Raw genomic sequence first — 21,450 nt, 5'->3', positions numbered from 1 at the left:
GATGACGGACGGGCGCTCGATCCTGATCGTCGGCGGCGGCACCGCCGGCTGGCTGACCGCCGCCTATCTCGCCCGGCACCTGGCGACGATGCGCCCTGGCGTGGCGATCACCCTGCTCGACGCGCCGGAGATCGGCCCGATCGGCGTGGGCGAGGGGGCCTTTCCGACGATCCGAGCGACGCTCCGCTATCTCGGGATCGACGAGGGCGCGTTCCTGCGCGGGACCAGCGCCAGTTTCAAACAGGGCATCCGCTTCGACGACTGGCTCCATGCGCCGGATGCGGGTCGGCGGCATCGCTACCTCCACCCGTTCGAGCCGCCCTATCGATCCGACGAGGTCGATCTGGTCGCGCACTGGCTGGCGCAGGACGCGGCGACGCGCGCACCCTTCGCCGAGGCGGTGACGATCCAGCACCGGGTCGCGGCGGCGGGGCGGGGGCCGAAACAGGCGGGCGAGGCGGGCTATGAGGGGCCGCTCAGCTATGCCTATCATTTCGACGCGATCCGGCTCGGCCGGCTGCTCGCGGACCGCGCCGAGGCGCTGGGCGTGCGGCGGCTCGACGGGCGGCTGGTGCGCGCGGTGCGGGGGACGGACGGTTCGATCACGTATCTGGAGACGGAGCCGCATGGCGCCCTGTCCGCCGACCTCTATATCGACTGCTCCGGGCAACATGCCGCGCTGATCGGCGAGGCGCTGGGCGAACCGTTCGTGTCGGTGCGCGACCGGCTGTTCACCAATCGCGCGCTGGTCTGTCGCCTGCCCTATGAGCGGGACGATACGCCGCTACCGACGATGACGATCGCCACCGCGCATCATGCGGGCTGGACCTGGGACATCGGTACGGCCGAGGCGCGCGGGATCGGCACGGTCTATTCGGACGATCATCTGACCGCTGACCAGGCCATGCAGGTGCTGGCGGGCTATACGGGCGTCGCGGCGGATCGGCTGGAGGTGCGCACGCTAGGGTTCGAGCCGGGATATCGGCGTCGACCCTGGGTCGGCAATTGCGTCGCGGTCGGCCTGTCGGGCGGGTTCCTGGAGCCGCTGGAGTCGACTGGCATCCTGCTGATCGAGGCGGCGGTGGCGATGATCGCCGAACTCTTCCCCCGTCGCGGACCTGTCGCGGCCCCGGCCGCGCGGTTCAACGCGCTGATGACCGCGCGCTACGAAGCCATCGCCGATTTCCTGAAGCTCCATTACGCCCTCAGCCGCCGGACCGAGCCCTTCTGGCGGGACAATCGGGCGGCCGGGTCCCGGTCCGAGCGGCTGGCGGGACTGCTCGACCAGTGGCGCTACCGGCCGCCCAACCGGTTTCGACTTCACGCTGGACGTGGAGAGCTTCGCCTTCTTCAACTACCAATATATCCTCTACGGCATGGACTGGGCCGGCGATGCCGAGCCGGTGCCGCAGGAGGGCGGAGCGCAGCTGTTCCGCAAGCTGCGCCAGTTCGGCGACCATGCCGCCGCCGACCTGCCGAGCCACCGCGACCTGGTCGCGGCGATGCGGGGATGAGCCTTCAACCCTTGTAGAGCGCGTCCAGCCGCTCGCCATAGACCTGGCGCAGGACGTGGCGGCGGATCTTGAGGCTGGGGGTGAGCTGCTCGTTCTCGATCGCGAACGGTTCGTCGGCCAGGATGAAGCGGCGGATGCGCTCGGTGACGGACAGGTCCCGGTTCACCCGCTCGACCGCCTGGCCGAGCGCGGTGCGATATTCGCTATTCTCCGCCAGCCGGTCGAAGCGACAGCTGTCGCCGTTCCGCGCGCACCATTCCTGCGTCCATTCGGGATCGGGCGCGATCACCGCGACCATATAGGGGCGGCGGTCGCCATGGATCATCGCCTGGGCGATCTCGGGTTGCAGGGTCAGCATCCCCTCGACCTTCTGGGGGGCGACATTCTCGCCCTTGTCGTTGATGATCAGGTCCTTCTTGCGGTCGGTGATGCGGATGCGGCCGGCGGCGTCGAACTCGCCGATATCGCCGGTGTGCAGCCAGCCGTCCTTGAGCACGCGCGCCGTCTCGGCATCGTTGCGCCAATAGCCATGCATCACCAGCTCGCCGCGGACCAGGATCTCGCCATCGGTGGCGATCCGTACCTCGGTGTTGAGGAGCGGCGGGCCGACCGAGTCCATCGTCACGCCGACCGAGGGCCGGTTGCACGAAATGACCGGCGCGGCCTCGGTCTGGCCATAGCCTTGCAGGAAGGTGACGCCCAGCGACTGGAAGAACTCGCCCACCTCCGGGGTCAGCGGCGCGCCGCCGGAGATCATCGCCTTGATCCGGCCGCCGAACTTCTTGGCGATCTTGGGCTTGAACAGCGTGTCGACGAGCAGCGCCTTGGGCCGGTCGATCAGTCGCACCCGACCCGCCGCGCGTTGCGCCCCGATCTCGAGCGCCGCCGCGAACAGCTTCGCCGACAGGCCGCCCTGTCGCTCGATCGCCTTGGTGATGCGGGTCCGCAATACCTCGAACAGGCGGGGGACGACGAACATGATCGTCGGCCGCACCTCCTCGATATTGGCGGCGAGCTTGTCGAGCCCCTCCGCATAATAGATCTGCCCGCCCATGCCGATCGGGAAATGCTGCCCACCGGTATGCTCATAGGCGTGGCTGAGCGGCAGGAAGGAGAGGAACACCTCGTCCCCCCAGCCGAAATCCTCGGCGACGACGGCGCTGCATCCGGCGACATTGTGCAGGATCGCGCCATGATGCTGCATCACGCCGCGCGGCGCGCCGCCGGTGCCGCTGGTATAGATGATGCACGCCAGGTCGTCGCGACCGAAGTCGGCGCGCGGGGCGGCGGTGGCAGGGTCGGTCGGATGATCCGCGATCAACCGGTTCCAGTCGTGGAAGTCGAGCCCGGCGGCGGGCGCGCGCATCTCGTCGATGCCGATCACGATCTGGCCCTGGTTGGACTTGAGCACCGCCGGCATCAGCACCTTGGCGAGCTTGGCGGTCGAGACGATGATCGCGCACGCGCCGCTATTCTCCAGGATGTGGAGATGGTCCCGCTCGGTATTGGTGACATAGGTCGGCACCGTGACGCAGCCGGCGGCCATGATCGCCAGGTCGGACAGGCACCATTCGGGCCGGTTCTCCGCCACCAGCATCACCCGGTCGCCACGCTTCAACCCCAATGCCTGGAGCGCGGTGGCGAGGCTGGCGACTTGACGCGCCGCCTGCGCCCAACTCGTCGGCTGCCATGCGCCATCGGCCTTGTGCCAGAGGAAGGGGGCGCCGCCCTTCTCCGCGGCGCGGGCGAAGAACATCGCGACCAGATTGGGGAAATGCTCCAGCGTCCGCATCGTCTCTCCTTTCGCGCGTCCATGATCGAACGTCGCGGGTGCCGTTTTCTGTGCTCAGCCTATTCGGGAAGCGCGGTGCCGACGCTGCGTGGATCGGCCGCGCCGACCCAGCCGCGCGGCGTCCGCTCGACCGCGTTCGCCTTGAGCCCGAGCTTGCCGATCGTCACGCGGTGGCCCAGCTTTTCGAGCGCCGGCTTCATCGCGGTCAGCCAGGTGCCCTGTTCCAGCACCAGCCCGTCGCTGTTGAAGAAGACCAGGGGCGTGCCCAGGGCCTCGCGCGCCGGCATCCCCCAGTCGAGATGCGCGATCAGCGCCTTGGCGACCTGCATGATGATCGTGCGCCCGCCGGCCGCGCCGACCGAGAAGATCGCCTTGCCGTCACGGTCATAGACGATGGTCGGGGCCATGGACGACAGCGGCCGCTTGCCGCCCTCCGGCCGGTTGGCGACGGGCGCGCCGTCCTTCTCGGGCGCGAAGGTGAAGTCGGTCAGCTCATTGTTGAGGACATAGCCATTGGCGATCAGCTGGCTGCCGAACGGCCCCTCGACGGTCGAGGTCATGGTGGCGATGTCGCCGCTTTTGTCGACTGCGATGAAATGGGTGGTGGCCGGCACCTCCGACGACACCGCCGCCGTCATCCGTCCCGCGCCCGCCGGATGGCCGGGCTGGTAGGTGCCGAGGCTATGGTCCGGGGCGATCAGGGCGGAGCGCTGGCGCAGATAGGCGGGGGCGATCAGCCCGGCGACCGGGTTCCGCACAAAGGCCGGGTCGCCCAGATAGGTGTCGCGATCGGCATAGGCGAGCTGCATGGCCTCGGCGATCAGGTGCCAGGCGACGGGCGAGTCCTTGCCGAGCTTGCGCAGGTCGAACCGCTCCAGCATCCCCAGGATCTGGAGCACGGTGACGCCGCCCGAGGAGGGCGGGGCCATGCTGCAGATGCGATAGCGGCGGTAGGTGCCGCAGACCGGAGCGCGTTCGATCGCGCGATAGCCGGCCAGGTCGGCGGCGGTCATCGCGCTGGGCGCGACGCGGCTCTGCGTGGCGACGCGGAGCAGCTCGGCGGCATTGTCGCCGGTATAGAAGGCGTCCGGTCCCTGTTCGGACAGGGTACGGAGCAGCGTGGCGAGGCGCGGGTTCCTGATGGTCTCGCCGACCTTGGCGTCGCCATAGAGGGCGCGAGCATCGTCGAAATTGGTATCGGCCCAGAGCGGCGAGACGATGCGGACGCCGTTCACCAGCGGCGGCGTCGCGGCATAGCCCTGCTCCGCCAGCCGGATCGCGGGCTGGAACAGCGCCTTCCACGGCAGCTTGCCCCAGCGCTTGTGCGCTTGCGCCAGCAGGCGGACATTGCCGGGCACGCCGACCGACCGACCACCGGGAAAGGCCTGGGCGAAGGGCAGGGGCCGGCCGTCCGGCCCCAGCCACAGGCGGGACGTGTCGGCGGCAGGGGCGGTTTCGCGGCCGTCGATCGTCTCGACCTTGCCGGTCCGGCCGTCATTATGGACCAGGAAGCCGCCGCCGCCAATGCCGGAAGATTGCGGCTCGACCACGGTCAGCGCCAGCATCATCGCCATGGCGGCATCGGTCGCGGTGCCGCCCTGGCGCAGGATGTCCTGCCCCGCCTCGGTCGCGCGCGGATCGGCGGAGGTGACGACGCCGCGCGAGATCGCGGCCTTCTGGGCGGCGGGCGCGGCCTGGACGGCAAGCGGCGCGGTCAGCGCGGCGGCGAGTAACAGGGTCTTCATCGCTTCGGACCGTAGCGTCCGCGCCGTGCCGCGCAACCCGTCAGGCCGCCGCAATCGCCTGGGCCAGCGTCTCAAAACCGTCGCGGGCGAGCAGCGCGTCGAGATCGCGCGCGATGCGGCCGGGCAAGCCGGGGCCTTCATAGACCATCGCCGAATAGAGCTGCACCAGGCTGGCGCCGGCGCGGATGCGGGCATAGGCCTCCGCGCCGCTGTCGATGCCGCCGACCGAGATGAGCGGGATCGCCCCGCCGCTCGCCGATCGCGCCTCCGCCAGCTTGGCGCGGGCGAGCGGGGCGAGCGGCGCGCCGGAGAGGCCGCCCGTCTCCGCGGCCTGGGGCGAGCGCAGGCTCGCTGGCCGCGAGACGGTGGTGTTGGAGACGATCAGCGCATCGATCCGCGCGTCGATCGCCGCGCGGACGATCGCGTCGAGGTCGGTGCGGTCAAGATCGGGCGCGATCTTGAGGAACAACGGCCGTGTCCCCGCCGCCGCGCGCGTGGCGGCGAGCAGTTCGCCAAGCAGAGGCTGCGTCTGCAGGTCGCGCAGGCCCGGCGTGTTGGGCGAGCTGATGTTGATGGTCAGATAATCGGCCAGTGGCGCGGCGGCGGCGACGCCATGCGCGTAGTCGGCGATGCGGTCGGTCGAATCCTTGTTCGCGCCGACATTGATTCCCAGCAGGCCGCGCCGCCGGCCGGTCGTCCCGGCGACCCGCGCCAGCCCGGCGTCCAGCCCCTTGTTGTTGAAGCCGTAGCGGTTCACCACCGCCCGGTCCTCGCGCAGGCGGAACAGGCGCGGCTTGGGATTGCCGGGTTGCGGACGCGGGGTCAGCGTGCCGATCTCGACCGCGCCGAAGCCCAGGCCCAGGAAACCGACGATCGCCTCGCCATCCTTGTCGACCCCGGCGGCGAGGCCGACCGGATTGGCGAAGTCCAGCCCCGCGACCCGGCTGCGCAGCCGGGGGAACCGGTCGGGCGCGGTCGCCAACGGCGTCCCCGCCTTGCCCCAGGCGGCGAGCGACCGGACGGTGAGGGCGTGCGCGCGCTCGGCGTCGATGGCGAAAAGAGCGGGGTGATACCAGGCCATGCCGGCCCTTTCGCATTCCATGCCGTCGCGGTCAAAGCCTCGTGTCGGACGGCGGCCCTATCCAAACGGGCAGGAAAGCATTGGCCCCGCGGGGCGCAACCGGGTAAGGGCGTCGGTCATGGCGTCCTTGTCACGCGCGTTCCGCGTCTCCGTCCTCTCCCTCCTCGTCACCACGGCACCGCTGGTCGCCCAAGCGCCCCGGACCCAGGCGACCAAGACCCGCCCGCCGGCCGCCGCGCCTGCGATGCCGGCGGTGGCGGTCGACACCACGGCCTGGCTGTACAAGGGCAGCGACATCGCGCCCGATCCGGCCTGGCGGTTCGGCACCCTGCCCAACGGCCTGCGCTATGCGGTGCGCAAGAACGGCGTGCCGCCGGGGCAGGTGTCGGTGCGCGTCGCGATGGACGTCGGCTCGCTCTACGAACGCGACAATGAGCGCGGCTTCGCGCACTTCATCGAGCATCTGTCCTTCCGCTCCAGCGCCTATGTCCCCGATGGCGAGGCCAAGCGGGTGTGGCAGCGGCTGGGCGCGACCTTCGGGTCGGATTCGAATGCGCAGACCACGCCGACCCAGACGCTCTACAAGCTGGACCTGCCCTCCGCCTCCGAGGCGGGGCTGGACGAAAGCCTGCACATCCTGTCGGGCATGATGGCCAAGCCGATTCTGTCGGATGCGTCGGTCAATGCCGAACGGCCGATCGTGCTGGCCGAACGGCGCGAGCAGCCCGGGCCGCAGGTGAAGTTCCAGGATGCGCTGCGCGAGACCTTCTTCGCGGGCCAGCCGCTCGCCGACCGATCGCCGATCGGCACGGAAAAGACGCTGCTCGCGGCGGACGGCGCCAGCGTCAAGGCGTTCCACGACCGCTGGTATCGCCCCTCGCGCGCCGTCGTCATCATCTCGGGCGACATGGACCCGGCGGTCTTCTCGCGGCTGATCGTCAAGAACTTCGCCGACTGGAAGGCCAATGGCCCGGACGTGCCCGCGCCCGATTTCGGCAAGCCCGATCCGAGCAAGCCGGCGACCGCGACGCTGAGCGAGTCCGGCCTGCCCGCAATCGTCGCCACCGCCGTGCTGCGGCCATGGCAGTTCAATGCCGACACGATCCTGTTCAACCAGAAGCGGATGGTCGACACCGTGGCCGCGCGGCTGGTCAGCCGCCGGCTGGAGCAGCGGGCGCGGGGCGGCGGCAGCTATCTCCAGGCGCAGGTCGCGGTCGATGACGAGTCGCGCTCGACCAATGGCACCTTCACCACCATCCTGCCGGTCGGCAACCAGTGGGAAGCGGCGCTGAAGGACGTGCGCGCCGTCGTCGCAGATGCGATGAAGACGCCGCCGACCCAGGCGGAGATCGACCGCGAGCTGGCCGATTACGATACCGTGATGCGGACCATGGTCGAGACCTCGCGCGTCGAGGCGGGCGCCAAGCAGGCCGACGACATGGCCGGCGCGCTCGACATCCGCGAGACGACGACCTCGCCCGAAACCTCCTACCAGATCTTCAAGGACGCGCGCGCCAAGACCATGTTCACGCCGGAGACGGTGCTGGCCTCGACGCGCAAGATCTTCCAGGGTGACGCCACCCGCGCCCTGGTCAACACGCCGACCCAGGAGGCCAACGTGCCGGCGCGGCTGGCGGCGGCGCTGAAGGCGGATGTCAGCGGCTTGGCGGGCGAGCGGCGCGTCCAGGCGGCGGTCGACTTCTCCAAGCTGCCGTCGCTGGGCGCACCGGGCAAGGTCGTGCAGCGCCAGGCGATGCCCGATATCGGGCTGGAGAAGGTGACGTTCGCCAATGGCGTGCGGCTGTTGGTCTTCTCCAATCCGGCGGAGACGGGCCGCGTCTATGTCCGGGCGCGGTTCGGCGGCGGCTATGGCGAACTGCCGGCGAAGACGAGCACCGCGACCTGGGCGGCGGACACCGCGCTGGTCGCCAGCGGCATCGGCAAGCTGGACCAGGGCGACCTGGAGGCCCTGTCGGCCGGGCGGCGGATCGGGCTGGACTTCGGCATCGACGAGGATGCGTTCGTGCTGGCAGCGATGACCTCGCCGGCCGATTATCATGACCAGTTGCGGCTGATGGCGGCGAAGCTGGCCGTGCCCGGCTGGGACCCGGCGCCGATCGGCCGCGCCAAGGCGGCGGCGCAGGCGGCGCAATCGGGGATGCGCGCCTCGCCGACCGCGGTGCTGAGTCGCGACCTGGAGGGGTTGCTGCGCGACGGCGATCCGCGCTGGGCCGCCCCGACCAGCCAGGAGATCGCAGCGCTGACGCCCAAGCGTTTCCGCAAGACCTGGGAGCCGGTGCTCGCCTCCGGCCCGGTCGAGGTGATGGTGTTCGGCGACGTGAAGACTGACGAGGCGATCGCCGCCGTCACCGACACGTTCGGCGCGATGGCGCCACGCGGCAACGAGGCCGGGCCGCCGCTGACCGTCCGCTTCCCCGCGCATGTCGCGACGCCGGTCGTCCGCACCCATGACGGCCCGGACAGCCAGGCGGCGGCGGTGATCGCCTGGCCGACCGGCGGCGGCATCGCTGAGATCCGCACCAGCCGCCAACTCGACATCCTGGCGCAGATCTTCTCCGACCGGCTGTTCGAGCGGCTGCGCCAGGAATCGGGGGCGAGCTACAGCCCCTCCGTCTCCAGCCAATGGCCGGTCGGCAGCACCAGCGGCGGCAAGATCGTCGCGATCGGTCAGGTGTCGCCGGAGAATGTGCCGCTGTTCTTCCGCCTGTCGCGCGAGATCGCGGCGGACCTGGCGAAGAACCCGGTCGGCGCGGACGAGCTGGAGCGGACGATCAAGCCGATGGGACAGCAATTGCTGCGCGCCTCCACCTCCAGCCAGTTCTGGCTCGCGCAGATGGGCGGCGGCACCTATGACCCGCGCCGTCTGGCGGCGGTGCGCTCGCTCGGCTCGGACCTGATGACGACCACGCCCGCCGAGTTGCAGGCACTCGCCGCCCGCTATCTGCGGCCGGATACCGACTGGACGATGGAAGTGCTGCCGAAGGACAAGGCGCCCGCCACGGCCCGCTGATCCTGCGAGCGACTTGCGCCCGGAAATGCGCGAGTCGTTCGCAAAGATAGCGGTTGATTCCGGCGGTGCGCTGCACCATTTGCCTAATCGGAACAAGATGGTCTGATTAGCTCTTTATGCGCCTGTCCTCTCTCTCCGATTATGCCGTCGTGATGATGTCGGCCGCCGCACGCCACTGCGGCGGCGCCCGACTGAACGCGACGCTGCTCGCCGAGGAGACGGGCGTGCCGCTGCCGACCGCGCAGAAGTTGGTCAGCCGATTGTCGTCGGCCGGGCTGCTGGAAAGCACGCGCGGCACCGGTGGCGGCTTCCGCCTCGCGCGGCCGCCGGCGGCGATCAGCCTGGCGGACGTGATCGAGGCGGTCGAGGGGCCGATCGCGCTCACCGCCTGTGTCGAGGAAAGCCGGCATGATTGCGCGATCGAGGGCAGTTGCCGCGTCCGTCCGCACTGGACGGTGGTCAACACCGCCGTTCGTGGCGCACTGGCCGGCGTGTCGCTCGCCCAGCTTTCCGTCGAACCCGCAACCCATACCGCCCCCAGGACTGTTGCAAGCCGCGCGCCGGCCTTGGCCGGGGCTCAGGAGTAATCATGGCGACCAAGAACGCAGAGGCCCATGCGGCCGTATCCAAGAAGTATGAGTGGGGCTTCGCCACCGATATCGAGCAGGACTTCGCGCCCAAGGGGCTGAGCGAAGACACCGTCCGCTATATCTCTGCCAAGAAGAACGAGCCGCAATGGATGCTCGACTGGCGGCTGAAGGCGTTCCGCCTGTGGCAGACGATGGAAGCGCCGGACTGGTCGAAGCTGAACGTGCCGCCGATCGACTATCAGGACGCCTATTACTACGCCGAGCCCAAGGCCAAGGCGACGATCAAGTCGCTCGACGAACTCGATCCCGAGATCCGGCGGACCTATGAGAAGCTGGGCATCCCGATCGAGGAGCAGAAGCTGCTCGCCAATGTCGAGGGTGCGGAGCCGCCGCGTCGCGTCGCCGTCGACGCGGTGTTCGACAGCGTCTCGGTCGCGACCACCTTCCGCAAGGAACTGGAGGCGGCCGGCGTCATCTTCCGCTCGATCAGCGAGGCGATCCGCGAATATCCCGATCTGGTCCGCAAGTGGCTGGGCAAGGTCGTGCCGCAGCGCGACAATTACTTCGCGACGCTGAACAGCGCGGTCTTCTCCGACGGCACCTTCGTCTATGTGCCGGAGGGCGTGCGCTGTCCGATGGAGCTGTCGACCTATTTCCGCATCAATGCGGAGAATACGGGCCAGTTTGAACGCACGCTGATCGTCGCCGACAAAGGCTCCTACGTCTCCTATCTGGAGGGCTGCACCGCGCCGATGCGCGACGAGAACCAGCTGCACGCGGCGGTCGTCGAGCTGGTCGCGCTGGACGATGCCGAGATCAAATATTCGACCGTCCAGAACTGGTATCCGGGCGACGAGAATGGCGTCGGCGGCATCTACAATTTCGTGACCAAGCGCGCTCTGTGCCAGGGCCGGAACAGCAAGGTGTCGTGGACGCAGGTGGAGACCGGTTCGGCGATCACCTGGAAATATCCGTCCTGCGTGCTGGCGGGCGACGGTTCGGTCGGCGAGTTCTACTCGGTGGCGGTGACCAATAATCGCCAGCAGGCCGATACCGGCACCAAGATGATCCATCTGGGCAAGAACACCCGCTCGACCATCGTGTCGAAGGGGATCAGCGCGGGCCGGTCGGACAATACCTATCGCGGGCTGGTCCGGGTCGGGCCGACCGCCGAGAATGTCCGCAACTTCACCCAGTGCGACAGCCTGTTGCTGTCGGACCAGTGCGGCGCGCATACCGTGCCCTATATCGAGGTGAAGAACCCCAGCGCGCAGATCGAGCATGAGGCGACGACCAGCAAGATCAGCGAGGACCAGCTCTTCTATGCCATGTCGCGCGGGCTGGACCAGGAAGCGGCGGTCGCTCTGATCGTCAACGGCTTCGCGCGCGAGGTGCTGAAGCAGCTGCCGATGGAATTCGCGGTCGAGGCGCAGAAGCTGCTCGGGATTTCGCTCGAAGGTTCGGTCGGTTGATATTCGCGCCTCCCCGGCGGGGAGGCGCCTGAAGGATGAATGATGCTGAAGATTGAAAACCTCCACGCCGAGATCGACGGCAAGCCGATCCTCAAGGGCCTGACGCTGTCGGTGAACGCGGGCGAAGTTCATGCGATCATGGGACCGAATGGCGCGGGCAAGTCGACGCTCGGCTATGTGCTGGGCGGCCGGCCCGGTTACGAGGTGACCCAGGGCTCGATCAGCTTCGATGGCGAGAACCTGCTGGACATGGAGCCGCACGAGCGCGCCGCCGCCGGCGTGTTCCTCGGCTTCCAATATCCGGTCGAGATCCCCGGCGTGTCGAACGTGCAGTTCCTGCGCGAGAGCCTGAACGCGCAGCGCGCGACGCGGGGCGAGGCGCCCTTGTCGGGTGCCGAGTTCCTGAAGGTCGCGCGGGCGCAGGCGGATGCCCTTGGCCTCGACCACGACATGCTCAAGCGTCCGGTCAATGTCGGCTTTTCGGGCGGCGAGAAGAAGCGCAACGAGATGGTGCAGATGGGCATCATCGATCCCAAGTTCGCGATCCTCGACGAGACGGACAGCGGCCTCGACATCGATGCGCTGCGCATCGTCGGCGACGGCATCAACCGCATCATGCGCCAGCCGACCAAGGCGGTGCTGCTGATCACCCATTACCAGCGGCTGCTAGACTATGTCCGCCCCGATGTGGTGCATGTGCTGGCCGACGGACGCATTGTCCGCACCGGCGGCCCCGAACTCGCGCATGAGCTGGAGCGCGAGGGCTATGGTCAGGTGGCGGCGTGAGCGTGCTCGAACTGCCTTCAGTCCGCGAGGAATCGTGGCGCTGGTCCGATCCTGAGGCGATCGCGGCGGCGGCCGCGATGCCCTGGTCCGATGCGCCGGTCGATGCGGCCGCCTATTTCCTTGACCTGCCCGGCGCGCGCATCGTGGTGCGCGACGGCGTGGTCGACCAGGCGGCGAGCGACCTGCACCGGGTGACGCTGGGCCATGTCGAGGCGGCGGAACATGCGCTCGGCCGCCGCACCGCCGGCCCCGGCTGGGTGCTGGACCTGGCCGAGGATGGCGCCGCGCATCCGGTGCAGATCGTCCATGTCTCGACCGGTGGCAGCAACCATTTCGCCGGCGCGATCCGGCTGGCCGATGACGCCACCGCGCAGGTGGTGGAAACCTATGTCGGCGCGGGCTGGGCCAATCGCGGCCTGTCGGTGACGCTGGGCAAGGCGGCGCGGCTGATGCGCGCGGTGCGGCTGATCCAGGCGGGCGGCTTCACCTCGCTGCGCGAGGATGCGACGCTGGGCCAGGGCGCGAGCCTCGTCACCAGCTTCCTGGGCGCGGGTGCAGCGGGCACCCGCATCGACGCGACGATCGTGGCCGGGGAGGGGGCGTTCGCCGAATATGGCGGCGCCCTGCTGACCGCCGGCGAGCAGCGGCAGGAATGCGCCGTCGCCGTCCGCCATGCCGAGCCGAACGGCCAGTCGCACCAGTTGTGGCGCGCGGTCGCGGCCGATCGATCCACCGCCAGCCTGGCGGCGCGGGTCGAGGTGGCGCGTCATGCGCAGAAGACCGATGGCGAGCAATCGCTGCGCGGCCTGCTGCTCAAGCGTACCGCCACCGTCAATCTCAAGCCCGAGCTGGAGATCTTCGCCGACGACGTGAAGTGCGCGCATGGCGCGACGGTCGGCGAGCTGGATGCGCGCGCGCTGTTCTACATGCAGAGCCGGGGCATCCCGCGCGCGCGGGCGCAAGCGCTGCTGACCCGCGCCTTCGTCGCGGATGCGCTCGACCGGATCGGCAATGCGGTGGTACGCGAGGCATTCGCCGCGGATGCCGATGCCTGGCTGGCGGCGGCACTATGAGCGTGCTGACCGCCCCCGCGGCCAGTGCGCCGCTCGATACGGTCGCCGACTTCCCGGCGATTCCTGGTGGCTGGGCCTATCTCGACACCGCCGCCACGGCGCAGAAGCCGCAGGCCGTGGTCGATGCGATCACCGCCGCCTATGGCGAGACCTATGCCACCGTGCATCGCGGCGTCTATCAGCGCTCGGCGGAAATGACGTTGGCCTATGAGGCGGCGCGGCGGCGCGTGGCCGAGTTCATCGGTGCGGGCTCGGCGGACGAATGTATGTTCGTGCGCGGTGCGACCGAGGGGATCAACCTGGTCGCGCAATGCTGGGCGGGAACCCAGCTCAAGGCCGGCGACCGCATCCTCCTGTCGATGCTGGAGCATCACAGCAACATCGTACCGTGGCAGATGGTCGCGGAGCGGGTCGGCGCGGCGATCGATGTGGTGCCGCTGACGGCGGACGGTCGCATCGACCTGGACGCGGCGGCGGCGATGCTGACCCCGGCGCACAAGCTGGTCGCGTTCGCCCATGTCTCGAACGTGCTCGGCTCGGTGCTGGACGTGGAGCGGGCGGTCGCGCTGGCGCACGGCGTCGGTGCGAAGATCCTGATCGACGGTTGCCAAGCGGTGCCGCGCCTGCCGGTCGACGTGACCGCGCTCGGCTGCGACTTCTATGTCTTCTCCGGTCACAAGCTCTATGGTCCGACCGGGATCGGCGTCTTGTGGGGCAAGCCGGAGTTGCTGGATGCCATGCCGCCCTGGCAGGGTGGCGGGTCGATGATCGACAAGGTCAGCTTCCAGCGTACCACCTATGCCGCCCCGCCCGGACGGTTCGAGGCGGGGACGCCGCATATCGTCGGCGCGCTGGGGCTGCACGCCGCGATCGACTATGTCGAGTCGATTGGCCTGCCTCGCATCCACGCGCATGAGACGGCGCTGGTGACCCAGGCACGCACGGCCCTGGCTGCGATCCCCGGCATCCGCTTGTTCGGGCCGGAGGACAGTGCCGGGATCGTCAGCTTCGCGATGCAGGGGGTGCATCCGCACGACATCGGCACCATCTTGGACGAGGCACAGGTGGCGATCCGCGCCGGCCATCACTGCGCGCAGCCGCTGATGGAAGTGCTGGGCGTGGAGGCGACGGCGCGGGCCAGCTTCGGGGTGTATAATGGTCCGCGCGATGTCGAGGCGCTGGTCGCCGGCATCGCCCGCGTCGCGCGGATTTTTGGCTAGGATATGAGCATGAGCGACTTTTCGGTCGAAGAGGTGGAGGGCGTGGCTTCCCCGCCCAAGGCGCGGGTCGAGGATGCCCCGCGCGAGCGCGACTATCTCGCCGGGTTCCTGGCGCAGAAGCCGCAGGGGGACGCCCCGGGCGAGCCGGGCGGCGCGCTCTATGAGGGCGTGATCACGGCGTTGAAGGAGATTTTCGACCCGGAAATCCCCGTCAACATCTATGATCTGGGCCTGATCTACGGCGTCGAGGTGACCGACGGCGGCCATGCCGTGGTCACGATGACGCTGACCACGCCGCATTGCCCGGTCGCGGAGTCGATGCCGGCCGAGGTGGAGTTGCGCGTCTCCGCCGTGCCGGGGATCGCCACCGCCGATGTCAATCTGGTCTGGGACCCGCCCTGGGACCCGCAGAAGATGTCGGACGATGCCAAGCTCGAACTGGGGATGCTGTGATGGCCACCACCCTGCGTCCGCGCCCCGCCGCGCTCCTCCTGACCGCCACCGCCGAGGCGCGCATCGCCGCGCTGATGACCAAGGCGCCGGAGGGCGCGGTCGGCGTCAAGCTGTCGACCCCGCGTCGCGGCTGTTCGGGCCTGGCCTATTCGGTCGACTATGTCACCGAGGCCAAGCCGTTCGACGAGCGCATCGATACGCCGGGCGGCACGCTGTTCGTCGATGGCGGATCGATCCTTTATCTGATCGGATCGACCATGGACTGGGTGGAGGATGATTTCACCGCCGGTTTCGTGTTCAACAACCCCAACGCTAAGGGCGCGTGCGGGTGCGGCGAGAGCTTCACCGTCTGAACTCGATCGGTTAGCTGACCTGGCGGTTCACTGATCTGGATGAAGGCAGCTCCCGGTCGAGGCACATAAGCCGCCGCCCATGCGTATGGGTGGCATGACCGAGAATGTCCCGCCCGACCGCCAGCGCCGCTTGTTGCGCGTCTTCCTCATCGCTGCGGCGGTGTTCGCCTTCGCTTGGGTGGTGGCCATCACGGCCGAGGTGATCAGCGGCCGCACCAAGCTGAAGGAACATGCCATTCCTTCGCAGCAGACGCCCGCATCGGGAGGCAAGCCGCCGCTGCAACCCCGCGGCTAAGCCAGCATCGGGCTGTACGACCACCCCGATCGCCACGGCGGGAACGCCGGGCGACCGGGGCGGCATGCTTCGATCAGGCGCGCTTGCCGTCGAGCAGGCGCGGGGCGCCGGTCGCACCGTCGCGCAGATCCTCGGGCAGCAGGGCCGGCGCGAGGTTCTGGTAGCTGACCGGCCGCACGAAGCGGTCGATCGCCATGCTGCCGACCGAAGTGGTGCGACCATCCGACGTGGCGGGGAAGGGACCGCCATGCACCATCGCATGGGCGACCTCGACACCGGTCGGCCAGCCATTGGCCAGGATGCGGCCGGCCTTGCGCTCCAGCAGCGGCACCAGCTTAGCGGCGAGGTCCATATCCGCCTCGTCCATGTGGAGCGTCGCGGTCAGCTGGCCCTCGGCGGCGCGCAGCACGGCCATCACCTCGTCCTCATCGCGGCAGCGGACCAGCAGTGAGGATGCGCCGAACACCTCGTGACCCAGCGCCGCATCGGCCAGGAACGCCTCCGCCGTGGTGGCGAAGAAGCTGGCCTGGCCCTGGGCCACGCCTTCGCCGACCTTGCCGCGTGCGATCGTCTCGACCGCATTATGGCCGGCCAGCGCCTCGGCGCCGCGCGAATAGGCGGCGTGGATGCCCTGGGTCAGCATGGTCGCGGCCGGCGCGTCGGTCAGCGCGGTGCGCGCCGCCTCGACGAACGCATCGAGCCCCTCGCCCTCGATCGCGAGCAGCAGGCCGGGATTGGTGCAGAACTGGCCCGCCCCCATGGTCAGCGAGCCGACGAACGCGGTGCCCAATGCCGCGCCGCGCGCCGCCAGCGCATGGGGCAGCAGCACGACCGGGTTGATGCTCGACATCTCGGCATAGACCGGGATCGGCACCTCGCGCGCCTGGGCCAGGGTGACGAGCGCGAGGCCACCGGCGCGCGAGCCGGTGAAGCCGACCGCCTGGATGCGCGGATCGCGGACCAGCGCCGCGCCCAGATCGTTGCCGGGACCGACCAGATGGCCGAACACGCCGGCCGGCAGGCCGGACGCCTCGACCGCGCGGGCGATCGCACCGGCGACCAGCGCGCCGGTCTGCGGATGCGCGGGATGGCCCTTCACCACCACCGGGCAGCCGGCGGCGAGCGCCGACGCCGTGTCGCCGCCGGCGGTCGAGAAGGCGAGCGGGAAGTTGGACGCGCCGAACACCGCGACCGGGCCGACCGGCACCTTGCGCAGGCGCAGGTCGGGGCGGGGCAGGGGCTGGCGATCGGGCAGCGCCGGATCGACGCGCAGGTCGAGATAGGCGCCGTCGCGCAACACGGTCGCGAACAGCTTGAGCTGGCCGACCGTGCGGCCCCGCTCACCCTCCAGCCGGGCGCGGGGCAGGCCGCTCTCGCGCATCGCCGTCTCGATCAGCGTGTCGCCGATCGCGACGATCTCCTCGCCGATCCGGTCAAGGAAGGCGGCGCGCGCTTCGCGGCTGGTGGCGCGATAGGCGTCGAACGCCGCCTCGGCGGCGGCCGCCGCCGATTCGACATCGGCCAGGCCATGGACCGCGATGGGATCGCCGACGGTCGCGCCGGTGACGGCATCGATCGAATGGAAGGGGGTGGCGGAATCGCTCATGGGAATCTCCAATAACTCCGACTGATGCCGGGCGTCCGGGGGCCGGGGCGACAGGCATGTCGTCTCGGAACCGGCTGGCTCTACGAAACCGGGATACGACCGTAAACCGGCTTGTCTGTCATATAATTGTCGGACTATAGATTACACCATCTTCCACGCCCCCGGCGCTTATTGGACCTGACAGGCTTATGACCGACACGCCCGCTCCCCGGCTTCGTTCCCGTGCGTGGTTCGACAATCCCGCCAATATCGACATGACGGCGCTGTACCTGGAGCGGTACCTGAACTTCGGCCTGTCGCTGGACGAGCTGCGGTCGGGCAAGCCGATCATCGGCATCGCCCAGACCGGCAGCGACCTGAGTCCCTGCAACCGCCACCATCTGGTGTTGGCCGAGCGGGTGCGCGAGGGCGTGCGCGAGGCGGGCGGCATCGTGCTGGAATTCCCGGTCCATCCGATCCAGGAGACCGGCAAGCGCCCGACCGCCGGCCTGGACCGCAACCTGGCCTATCTGGGCCTGGTCGAGACGCTCTACGGCTATCCGCTCGACGGCGTGGTTCTGACGATCGGTTGCGACAAGACGACCCCGGCCTGTCTGATGGCGGCGGCGACGGTCAACATCCCGACGATCGCGCTGTCGGTCGGGCCCATGCTGAACGGCTGGCACAAGGGCGAGCGGACCGGCTCGGGCACCATCGTGTGGAAGGCGCGCCAGATGCTGGCGGCGGGCGAGATCGACGATGCGGAGTTCATCCGCCTGGTCGCCAGCTCCGCGCCCTCGACCGGCTATTGCAACACCATGGGCACGGCGACGACGATGAACTCGCTGGCCGAGGCGCTGGGGATGCAGTTGCCCGGTTCGGCGGCGATCCCGGCGCCCTATCGCGACCGCCAGGAGATTTCCTATCTGACCGGCAAGCGCATCGTCGAGATGGTGGCGGAGGATCTGAAGCCGTCCGACATCCTGACCAAGCCGGCCTTCCACAATGCGATCCGCGTCAACTCCGCGATCGGCGGCTCGACCAACGCGCCGATCCACCTCGCGGCGATCGCGCGCCATATCGGCGTCGACCTGCCGATCAAGGATTGGGAGACCGAGGGGCACAAGGTGCCGCTGCTCGTCAACCTGCAGCCGGCCGGCGAATATCTGGGCGAGGACTTCTACCGTGCGGGCGGCGTGCCGGCGGTGGTCAGCCAGTTGATGCAGCACGGCCTGATCCATGAGGATGCGCTGACCGTCAACGGCCGCACCATGGGCGACAATTGCCGCGGCGTCGACATCGAGGACGAGAAGGTCATCCGTCCCTATGACACGCCGCTGAAGGAGGATGCCGGCTTCATCGTTCTGTCGGGCAATCTGTTCGACGCGGCGGTGATGAAGACCAGCGTGATCGGCCCCGAGTTCCGCGACCGCTATCTGAGCGACCCCAACGACCCCGAGGCGTTCGAGGGGCCGGCGGTCGTGTTCGACGGGCCGGAGGATTATCACGCGCGCATCGACGATCCGTCGGTCGGCATCACGCCGGAGACGCTGATGTTCATGCGCGGCGCCGGACCGATCGGCTATCCGGGCGCGGCGGAGGTCGTGAACATGCGGCCGCCGGCATATCTCATCACCGAGGGTGTCCATGCGCTGCCCTGCATCGGCGACGGCCGCCAGTCGGGCACCAGCGGATCGCCCTCGATCCTGAATGCGAGCCCGGAAGCGGCGGCGATGGGCGGCTTGGCGCTGCTCAAGACCGGCGACCGGGTGCGCATCGACCTGCGTGCCGGCACCGCCAACGTCCTGATCCCCGATGCGGAACTGGCCGAGCGCCGGGCGGCGCTGGAGGCGGCGGGCGGCTATGCCTATCCGGCCTCCCAGACCCCGTGGCAGGAAATTCAGCGATCGGTTGTCGGCCAGATGAACACCGGCGCGATCCTGGAGGGCGCGGAGAAGTACCAGCGCATCGCCCAGACCATGGGCCTGCCGCGCGACAATCATTAAGGCGCAAACGGACGGTGGCGGCTCGCATCGCGAGCGCCGCCGTCCGCAATCCGGGGTTCCGTCTCTCGCGGGAAATCGGAAGAGGCTGTACAGGCCGTGACATGCAAGGCGGTCGAGAGGATGAGGACAGGATGACGGTGCGCAATGTCTGGTCGCTGGGTGCGACGCTGGGCGAGGGGCCGGTCTGGGATGCGCGCGACGCCGCGCTGTGGTTCGTCGATATCAAGCAGCACCGGGTCCATCGCTTCGACCCCGTTAGCGGCGAGATGCGCAGCTTCGACGCGCCGAGCCAGGTCGGCTGGGTGCTGCCGGCGGCGGATGGCGGCTTTTTGGCGGGTTTGCAGACCGGCCTGCACCGCTTCGATCCCGAGAGCGGGGCGTTCACGCTGCTGACGGCGGTGGAGCCGGACCGGCCGGGCAACCGCCTGAACGACGCCACCGTCGCGGCGGACGGCGCGGTGTGGTTCGGCTCGATGGACGATGGCGAGACCGACGTGACCGGGCAGGTCCATCGCTTCCATGCCGGCACGCTGACGACCAGCACCATCCCGCCGGTCGTCATCACCAACGGTCCGGCGGTGTCGCCGGATGGCGGTACGCTCTATCATGTCGATACGCTGGGCCACACGATCCACGCGGTCCCGGTCGATGGCGCGACCACCGGCACGCCGCGCCTGTTCGCGACGATCGATGCGGCGGACGGCTATCCCGACGGCGTGACCGTCGATGCGGAGGGGGGCGTCTGGGTCGGCCTATGGGGTGGCTGGTCGGCGCGCCGCTACGCGCCGGACGGGACGCTGGACCGGATTGTGCGTTTTCCCGGTCGCCAACATCACCAAGGTGGCGTTCGGCGGCGGCGACCTGCGCACCGGCTTCGCGACCAGCGCGAGCAAGGGCCTGTCCGACGAGGATCGCGCGGACCAGCCCGAGGCCGGCAGCCTGTTCGCCTTCGATGTGGACGTGCCCGGTCGCGTCCTGCCGCTGGCCGTGATCGAGGGCTGATCCGGGGGGCGGTGTCGTCGATCGCGATTGCGAATTGCTTCTCCCGCCGGGCTCCTGCGGAGGCGGGAGCCCATGTTTTTATAATCTCATGTGCCCGTCTGTGATCCGGTCAGATCACCTCCGTCAGGCCGGACGGCAGGGCGGGTTCGGCTTTGGCGGCGATCGGGGAAGGGCAGGCTATCGCTACCATGTCACTGATGGGCTGGGGCGGTGTCGGTTCGGCACGCGCGACATGGGCGCGGATGCCGCCACCCGCCCGCTTGACCGCATAGGACTGGGCATCGGCACGCTGGCTCAGCTCGTCGAGCGCGGTGGGTGACAGAATGCCGGTCGCATAGCCGAGACTGAGGCCGACGCTGACCGGGGGGCCGCAATCGATGTCGCAGGGCCGGGTCAGGGCATGATGGATGGCCTGGGCTAGGTGCATGGCCGCGTCGCCGCCCGCCGGTTGAAGCAGGAGGAACTCGTCGCCGCCGATGCGGGCGGCGACCGTGTCCGCCGGGACCGTGGCCTGGATGCGCTTCGCCAGGAGCGCGAGCAGCCGGTCGCCCGCCAGATGCCCATACGCGTCGTTGATCGACTTGAAGCCGTCCAGGTCGAAGGCATGGACCGTGATCGTGCGATCGCCCTCCGCATCCTCTTTCGCGAGCATCGTCTCGAACGCCTCGCGCAGGCCGAAGCGGTTGAGCAGGCCGGTCAGCGGGTCTTCGCGGGCGAGCGTTTCCATTTCGAGCCGCAAGATGACCGCCCGCCGCGCCGTTTCATAGACGAAGGCGATGCTCTGAAGCCCCGCGAACAGGAAAACGATATAGACCGCCGCGACGAGACGATAATCCGTGTCGAGAAGCGCCAGGGCCGCGGCGCTCGGAATGCCGACGCTCATGATGGTGGAGATCGCGATGAAGGGCCGGATCGACACGCGTGAGACCACGCCCGCCGCATAACCATAGGCGAGGCAGACCGGCACCAGGTCGAACGCGACCTTCGGCAAGTCGAAGAGCACCGCCGAATAGAAACCTAGCGACAGGCCCACGGCGACCGCCGTCACCGCATGGAATGCTTCGACCCGGCGCACGATGGCGAGGGACGCATTGCGATAGGCCAAGCGATGGCGCTGGTGATGCAGGATCATCGCGATCCTGACCAGCGACGCGGCCACGCCGGTAACGGTGGCGGCCAGCATGACCCGGTCGGGGATGAGCGACAGGATGTAAGCGCCGGTCGACAGGATCAGCCCGCACAGGATGATCATGGGCGTGACATTGGCGGCCAGCCCCTCGACAAGCTCCCGATAGACCGGCTCGGGTTCGTCCAACCGCAGGATTGCGCGCACTTTCATCTTTCCGCCGTCGGACATTTGTTTATAGGTTTGATTTATCCTATAGCATGTGAATATGTTAGGTTAACATGCTGTGGCACCGGCTTTCTTATGGAGCCGAGGATGGCGTCATT

16 protein-coding genes and 1 pseudogene are annotated in these 21,450 nt (G+C 68.9%); 12 read left to right on the top strand and 5 right to left on the bottom strand.

Annotated features, from left to right (window positions below; translation table 11 throughout):
- The first annotated feature begins 1 nt into the window (after nucleotide 1).
- Entirely contained in the window at nucleotides 2-1,531 is a 1,530-nt protein-coding gene (locus tag QE452_RS08085; protein ID WP_309729845.1) for a tryptophan 7-halogenase, read from the top strand.
- On the opposite strand, the gene QE452_RS08080 is transcribed toward QE452_RS08085, so the two are convergent.
- Genes QE452_RS08080 through QE452_RS08070 form a run of 3 tightly spaced genes read right to left on the bottom strand, consistent with a single transcriptional unit; the run spans nucleotide 1,519 to nucleotide 6,132 of the window.
- A complete protein-coding gene (locus QE452_RS08080) occupies nucleotides 1,519-3,306 on the bottom strand; it encodes a long-chain fatty acid--CoA ligase (RefSeq protein ID WP_309658750.1) in 1,788 nt (595 codons plus the stop codon). The genes QE452_RS08085 and QE452_RS08080 overlap by 13 nt on opposite strands.
- Before the next feature lie 59 nt (nucleotides 3,307-3,365).
- Nucleotides 3,366-5,051 carry a gamma-glutamyltransferase gene (gene ggt, locus QE452_RS08075; protein ID WP_309658751.1) on the bottom strand — a complete coding sequence of 562 codons (1,686 nt, stop codon included), beginning with the start codon at nucleotides 5,049-5,051 and terminating at the stop codon, nucleotides 3,366-3,368.
- 40 nt (nucleotides 5,052-5,091) lie between these two features.
- Nucleotides 5,092-6,132, bottom strand: coding sequence for a quinone-dependent dihydroorotate dehydrogenase (locus QE452_RS08070; protein ID WP_309658752.1), 1,041 nt, complete (start codon nucleotides 6,130-6,132; stop codon nucleotides 5,092-5,094).
- A gap of 118 nt (nucleotides 6,133-6,250) precedes the next feature.
- Here QE452_RS08070 and QE452_RS08065 point away from each other — a divergent pair, with 118 nt between their 5' ends.
- From QE452_RS08065 to QE452_RS08025, 9 genes are all read left to right on the top strand, one after another.
- Nucleotides 6,251-9,163: an insulinase family protein gene (locus tag QE452_RS08065; protein WP_309658753.1), complete on the top strand. Its 2,913-nt coding sequence runs from the start codon at nucleotides 6,251-6,253 to the stop codon at nucleotides 9,161-9,163.
- Between the two features lie 116 nt (nucleotides 9,164-9,279).
- Nucleotides 9,280-9,750 (top strand): SUF system Fe-S cluster assembly regulator, encoded by a 471-nt coding sequence (locus QE452_RS08060; RefSeq protein ID WP_309658754.1) that lies wholly within the window; start codon nucleotides 9,280-9,282, stop codon nucleotides 9,748-9,750.
- 2 nt (nucleotides 9,751-9,752) lie between these two features.
- On the top strand, nucleotides 9,753-11,225 hold the full coding sequence (gene sufB, locus QE452_RS08055) for a Fe-S cluster assembly protein SufB (RefSeq protein WP_125995143.1): 1,473 nt from the start codon (nucleotides 9,753-9,755) through the stop codon (nucleotides 11,223-11,225).
- A 42-nt stretch (nucleotides 11,226-11,267) separates the two neighbouring features.
- Complete coding sequence (gene sufC, locus QE452_RS08050; RefSeq protein WP_125995145.1) at nucleotides 11,268-12,011, top strand: Fe-S cluster assembly ATPase SufC; 744 nt, start codon at nucleotides 11,268-11,270, stop codon at nucleotides 12,009-12,011.
- The gene (locus QE452_RS08045) at nucleotides 12,008-13,084 is read left to right on the top strand and encodes a SufD family Fe-S cluster assembly protein (RefSeq protein WP_309658755.1); all 1,077 of its coding nucleotides are present in this window, start codon (nucleotides 12,008-12,010) and stop codon (nucleotides 13,082-13,084) included. The genes sufC and QE452_RS08045 overlap by 4 nt, the downstream gene beginning before the upstream one ends.
- Nucleotides 13,081-14,304: a cysteine desulfurase gene (locus QE452_RS08040; RefSeq protein ID WP_309658756.1), complete on the top strand. Its 1,224-nt coding sequence runs from the start codon at nucleotides 13,081-13,083 to the stop codon at nucleotides 14,302-14,304. The genes QE452_RS08045 and QE452_RS08040 overlap by 4 nt, the downstream gene beginning before the upstream one ends.
- 9 nt (nucleotides 14,305-14,313) lie before the next feature.
- Nucleotides 14,314-14,757 carry an SUF system Fe-S cluster assembly protein gene (locus QE452_RS08035; protein WP_309658757.1) on the top strand — a complete coding sequence of 148 codons (444 nt, stop codon included), beginning with the start codon at nucleotides 14,314-14,316 and terminating at the stop codon, nucleotides 14,755-14,757.
- The gene (locus QE452_RS08030) at nucleotides 14,757-15,110 is read left to right on the top strand and encodes an iron-sulfur cluster assembly accessory protein (protein ID WP_309658758.1); all 354 of its coding nucleotides are present in this window, start codon (nucleotides 14,757-14,759) and stop codon (nucleotides 15,108-15,110) included. Before QE452_RS08035 ends, QE452_RS08030 begins: the two co-directional genes overlap by 1 nt.
- Nucleotides 15,111-15,204: 94 nt before the next feature.
- A complete protein-coding gene (locus QE452_RS08025) occupies nucleotides 15,205-15,405 on the top strand; it encodes a hypothetical protein (RefSeq protein ID WP_309658759.1) in 201 nt (66 codons plus the stop codon).
- 73 nt (nucleotides 15,406-15,478) lie between these two features.
- On the opposite strand, the gene QE452_RS08020 is transcribed toward QE452_RS08025, so the two are convergent.
- Complete coding sequence (locus tag QE452_RS08020; RefSeq protein WP_309658760.1) at nucleotides 15,479-17,011, bottom strand: aldehyde dehydrogenase (NADP(+)); 1,533 nt, start codon at nucleotides 17,009-17,011, stop codon at nucleotides 15,479-15,481.
- A 188-nt stretch (nucleotides 17,012-17,199) separates the two neighbouring features.
- Between QE452_RS08020 and QE452_RS08015 the strand changes: the two genes are divergently transcribed.
- Nucleotides 17,200-18,996, top strand: coding sequence for an IlvD/Edd family dehydratase (locus QE452_RS08015; RefSeq protein ID WP_309658761.1), 1,797 nt, complete (start codon nucleotides 17,200-17,202; stop codon nucleotides 18,994-18,996).
- 131 nt (nucleotides 18,997-19,127) lie between these two features.
- Nucleotides 19,128-19,998, top strand: a pseudogene (locus tag QE452_RS08010) (SMP-30/gluconolactonase/LRE family protein).
- Nucleotides 19,999-20,107: 109 nt separating this feature from the next.
- On the opposite strand, the gene QE452_RS08005 reads toward QE452_RS08010, so the two are convergent.
- Nucleotides 20,108-21,337 carry a GGDEF domain-containing protein gene (locus QE452_RS08005; RefSeq protein ID WP_309658763.1) on the bottom strand — a complete coding sequence of 410 codons (1,230 nt, stop codon included), beginning with the start codon at nucleotides 21,335-21,337 and terminating at the stop codon, nucleotides 20,108-20,110.
- Between the last annotated feature and the right edge of the window lie 113 nt (nucleotides 21,338-21,450).

Origin of the sequence: Sphingomonas sp. SORGH_AS_0438 (assembly GCF_031453475.1) — a bacterium.
Taxonomy (GTDB): domain Bacteria; phylum Pseudomonadota; class Alphaproteobacteria; order Sphingomonadales; family Sphingomonadaceae; genus Sphingomonas.
Note: the sequence above shows the minus strand (reverse complement) of the source record. Positions and strands in the feature narration are given on the sequence as shown.

Bases quoted from the DNA above. Each gene is read 5' to 3' on its own strand.
- QE452_RS08085 (WP_309729845.1), top strand. From the start codon at position 2: ATGACGGACGGGCGCTCGATCCTGATCGTCGGCGGCGGCACCGCCGGC.
- QE452_RS08080 (WP_309658750.1), bottom strand. From the start codon at position 3,306: ATGCGGACGCTGGAGCATTTCCCCAATCTGGTCGCGATGTTCTTCGCC.
- ggt (WP_309658751.1), bottom strand. From the start codon at position 5,051: ATGAAGACCCTGTTACTCGCCGCCGCGCTGACCGCGCCGCTTGCCGTC.
- QE452_RS08070 (WP_309658752.1), bottom strand. From the start codon at position 6,132: ATGGCCTGGTATCACCCCGCTCTTTTCGCCATCGACGCCGAGCGCGCG.
- QE452_RS08065 (WP_309658753.1), top strand. From the start codon at position 6,251: ATGGCGTCCTTGTCACGCGCGTTCCGCGTCTCCGTCCTCTCCCTCCTC.
- QE452_RS08060 (WP_309658754.1), top strand. From the start codon at position 9,280: ATGCGCCTGTCCTCTCTCTCCGATTATGCCGTCGTGATGATGTCGGCC.
- sufB (WP_125995143.1), top strand. From the start codon at position 9,753: ATGGCGACCAAGAACGCAGAGGCCCATGCGGCCGTATCCAAGAAGTAT.
- sufC (WP_125995145.1), top strand. From the start codon at position 11,268: ATGCTGAAGATTGAAAACCTCCACGCCGAGATCGACGGCAAGCCGATC.
- QE452_RS08040 (WP_309658756.1), top strand. From the start codon at position 13,081: ATGAGCGTGCTGACCGCCCCCGCGGCCAGTGCGCCGCTCGATACGGTC.
- QE452_RS08035 (WP_309658757.1), top strand. From the start codon at position 14,314: ATGAGCGACTTTTCGGTCGAAGAGGTGGAGGGCGTGGCTTCCCCGCCC.
- QE452_RS08030 (WP_309658758.1), top strand. From the start codon at position 14,757: ATGGCCACCACCCTGCGTCCGCGCCCCGCCGCGCTCCTCCTGACCGCC.
- QE452_RS08025 (WP_309658759.1), top strand. From the start codon at position 15,205: ATGACCGAGAATGTCCCGCCCGACCGCCAGCGCCGCTTGTTGCGCGTC.
- QE452_RS08020 (WP_309658760.1), bottom strand. From the start codon at position 17,011: ATGAGCGATTCCGCCACCCCCTTCCATTCGATCGATGCCGTCACCGGC.
- QE452_RS08015 (WP_309658761.1), top strand. From the start codon at position 17,200: ATGACCGACACGCCCGCTCCCCGGCTTCGTTCCCGTGCGTGGTTCGAC.
- QE452_RS08005 (WP_309658763.1), bottom strand. From the start codon at position 21,337: ATGAAAGTGCGCGCAATCCTGCGGTTGGACGAACCCGAGCCGGTCTAT.